At 39.8% G+C, this 3467-nt stretch carries 3 protein-coding genes; all 3 read left to right on the top strand.

Annotation, left to right across the window (positions count from 1 at the left end; all coding sequences use genetic code 11):
• Positions 1-172 precede the first annotated feature (172 nt).
• The 3 genes from ABY905_RS15200 to ilvD all read left to right on the top strand — a co-directional run bounded on the left by ABY905_RS15200 (position 173) and on the right by ilvD (position 3304).
• Positions 173-379: a DUF2007 domain-containing protein gene (locus ABY905_RS15200; RefSeq protein WP_372645395.1), complete on the top strand. Its 207-nt coding sequence runs from the start codon at positions 173-175 to the stop codon at positions 377-379.
• A gap of 79 nt (positions 380-458) precedes the next feature.
• Positions 459-740, top strand: coding sequence for a hypothetical protein (locus ABY905_RS15195; RefSeq protein ID WP_372645393.1), 282 nt, complete (start codon positions 459-461; stop codon positions 738-740).
• A 728-nt stretch (positions 741-1468) separates the two neighbouring features.
• On the top strand, positions 1469-3304 hold the full coding sequence (ilvD, locus tag ABY905_RS15190) for a dihydroxy-acid dehydratase (protein ID WP_372645392.1): 1836 nt from the start codon (positions 1469-1471) through the stop codon (positions 3302-3304).
• Positions 3305-3467 lie beyond the last annotated feature (163 nt).

Here is a 3467-nt window from a genome sequence, read left to right as displayed (position 1 = left end):
TTTGAATTTAAGGGAAATAAAAGATTTGGCTAAGTGCGGTTTGGAAAGTGAAATGCTACTATGACCCGCAAAACACATAGCAAGCCCGTAGCTGCTAAGGAAAAAACTACGAGCTGAGTAATTCTAGGCAAAATGAAATACGAGATAAAACATTAATTATAAAAAGAAGTTTATGAGTACAAAAAGAATCTTTTCTGGCACATCTCCAGTTGAAATCATGGGAATTAAGAATTTATTAGAATCTGAAGGGATCGAGTGCTTCGAAATAAATAAATCAGATTCTTCATATGTTGGGCTTTTGGGAGAAATAGAGATCTATGTGGATGAATCTCAAGTTGAAAAAGCACTAACTGCCCTTAAAACGTATAAATCTGAATAATAAATTCCTTCTAGCAGTAAAGCACTTGTCTTCGAACAGACAAAAAAGCTTAATTTAAGCCTTAAAGATTACAAATATTATGAGTAGTGCAGGCCATGTTTTAGATATGATTATTAGGATGAGGCAGAATCGTGCTATTAGAACATCCAATAAGCAAAAGTTCAGATCAAATAATCGAGAGGCAGCACATAGAGATAATGGTGTTGAAGCTTTGCATTACAAAGAAGTGTCCAAAGAGAAGCTTAAGAACATTAAAGCTAAGATTCGATTGAAAGCTCGCTTCGAACGAAGAAAGGAAATAATCGTGATTTCTATTTTTCTTGTGCTTGTTATATTTATTGTCTATGCTTACATGATCTAGGAGTTGAAAACGAATTTTTCATTCTAAGAAGAGATTGAAAAATAGCTAATCTCTATTAATTTCATCAGTAAAAAAAGCTGTGAAAGTAATATGAATCATAAAATCTTTTAAAAATAAGAAAGCCCATATATACTGGTGTTGTCTATTCTTATTTAGAATGCAATACGAGGATGAAATCAGGTTTGGGAATCGTAGGATTAGGAAATAAAAGATTTTATAAGCTATATTTGTCGCATAGATTTGTCAACGTAATCAGATCGAGAGAATGATTGTAAAGGTTCGTTGACAAGATTAAAACAAAATGGATTTCAATGAATTAATCAGGGATCCTAAATAGAAAAAGCAATATGCAATTTAATACTATCATTATTATCAACGTCATTATTCGCGTCCTAATTGGACACGATACGAGGTTGTGCATATTTAACTAAACGAAACAAGTTTTACAAAATATTCAAAGCCTCTTCCGAAACGAAGGGGCTTTTTTTTTAGATCAGATTATTATATGTTATCAAGTAAGCTAGTCATTATTATCATTATTATGGTCATCGTCATTATTAGAATGAGGATGAGGGAAAGCGTGCACACACAATAATTCGAACTAACGAAATTATGAGCGCTCTTCCCGAAACGGAAGAGCGTTTTTTTTGTGCTTCGGCTCCGTTTAATAAGCGATAACAGACAACTGATAACCGAGATTAGGACAAACAACTTAACGATTAACCAAGATGTATAAAAACCAACTACGCAGCAATCAAACCACACAGGGCAGACGTATGGCAGGAGCCAGAAGCCTATGGCGGGCCAATGGCATGAAAGAAGAGATGTTTGGAAAGCCAGTGATTGCCGTTGTGAATTCATTCTCCCAGTTTGTACCCGGTCATGCACACCTGCAAAATGTTGGGCAAATGGTGAAAAAGCAGATTGAGAAGTCGGGCTATTTTGCTGCAGAGTTCAATACCATTGCCATTGACGATGGAATAGCCATGGGGCACGATGGAATGCTTTATTCACTGCCATCTAGAGAAGTTATTGCTGATAGCGTGGAGTATGTGTGTAACGCACACAAGGTGGATGCGATGATTTGCATATCGAACTGCGACAAGATTACGCCGGGTATGATGATGGCTGCTATGCGATTGAATATTCCTACTGTTTTTGTATCGGGAGGCCCAATGGAGGCAGGCGAATCGAAGGGCGAAAAGCTCGATTTGGTTGATGCCATGGTAAAGGCTGGTGATGATAGCATAAGCGATGAACGTCTTAAGGAGATTGAAGAATCGGCTTGTCCAACTTGCGGATCATGCTCAGGCATGTTTACCGCGAACTCGATGAACTGCTTGAACGAAGCGCTGGGGTTGGCCTTACCAGGAAACGGAACATTGCTGGCAACACACAAGCTACGCAAGGATTTATTTTTGGAAGCTGCAGACTGTATTGTGAATATATGCGATGCCTACTATAAGCAGGGCGACGCTTCGGTTTTACCAAGATCGGTTGCAACACGTGAGTCTTTCAAGAACGCCATGACATTGGATATCGCAATGGGAGGTTCAACCAATACAGTACTTCATCTCTTGGCAATAGCCGATGAGGCTGGAGTTGATTTTACCATGAAAGATATGGACGAATTGTCGCGCAAAACCCCAAACCTGTGTAAGGTAGCGCCCAATTCGGACAAATATTATATCGAAGATGTGAACCGTGCAGGGGGAATCATGAGCATTCTGGCCGAGCTCGCCAAGGGTGGACTTTTGAATACTGAAGTGGGTCGGGTAGATCAGAAAAGTTTGAAAGAAGTACTAGCAGAATTCGATTTGACTTCGGATAAGCTTACGGAAAAAGCGAAAGCACTTTATCTCTCGGCACCAGGGCGAAGCGGTCGTAATCTGACTTTTGCTTCACAAAATTCACAGTACAAGCAGGTGGATGCTGATAGAGAAAAAGGTTGTATTCGAAGTATGGCAAATGCCTACACACAAGATGGTGGTCTGGCAGTTCTCTTTGGAAATATAGCACCTGATGGTTGTGTTGTAAAAACAGCCGGTGTAGCCGAAGAGGTGTTCAACTTTAAGGGAACAGCCAAGGTTTATCATTCACAACGAGATGCTTGCGAAGCCATTCTCACCAAGCAAGTAAATGCAGGCGATGTGGTGGTTATCAAGTTCGAAGGCCCATCTGGCGGACCAGGTATGCAAGAGATGTTGTATCCAACCTCTTATCTGAAAGCCATGGGATTAGGAGCCAAGTGTGCACTGATTACCGATGGTCGATTCTCGGGAGGAACATCGGGTTTATCAATCGGTCATGTTTCCCCAGAAGCTTCAGCAGGAGGTGCGATTGCCCTGATAAAAGAAGGTGATGAAATAGAAATCAGCATCCCAAACCGAAGTCTGAACATTTGCATAACGGATGAGGAATTGGAGGTTAGAAGAAAAGAAGAGGAAGCCTTTGGTGATAGTGCTTTTACTCCAAGAGGACGAGGTCGAGTCGTTTCAAAAGCCTTACAAGCCTATTCGAAATTGGTTAGCTCTGCAGATAAAGGAGCCGTTAGACAATTATAAATTAAGGTTAAAGTATTCAAGGATAAAGGTTAAAGTGATGATTAGATGATGTGGAGATAAAAACCTTACAAACATTAAAGTCTACCTCAAGTAACTCTCCCTTTTTAGGGGAATCTGAAGGATCATGAACACTGATGATTAAAATTTCATAGTGAATAAATCC

Source organism: Ancylomarina sp., assembly GCF_041555295.1.
Lineage (GTDB): Bacteria > Bacteroidota > Bacteroidia > Bacteroidales > Marinifilaceae > Ancylomarina.
Note: the sequence above shows the minus strand (reverse complement) of the source record. Positions and strands in the feature narration are given on the sequence as shown.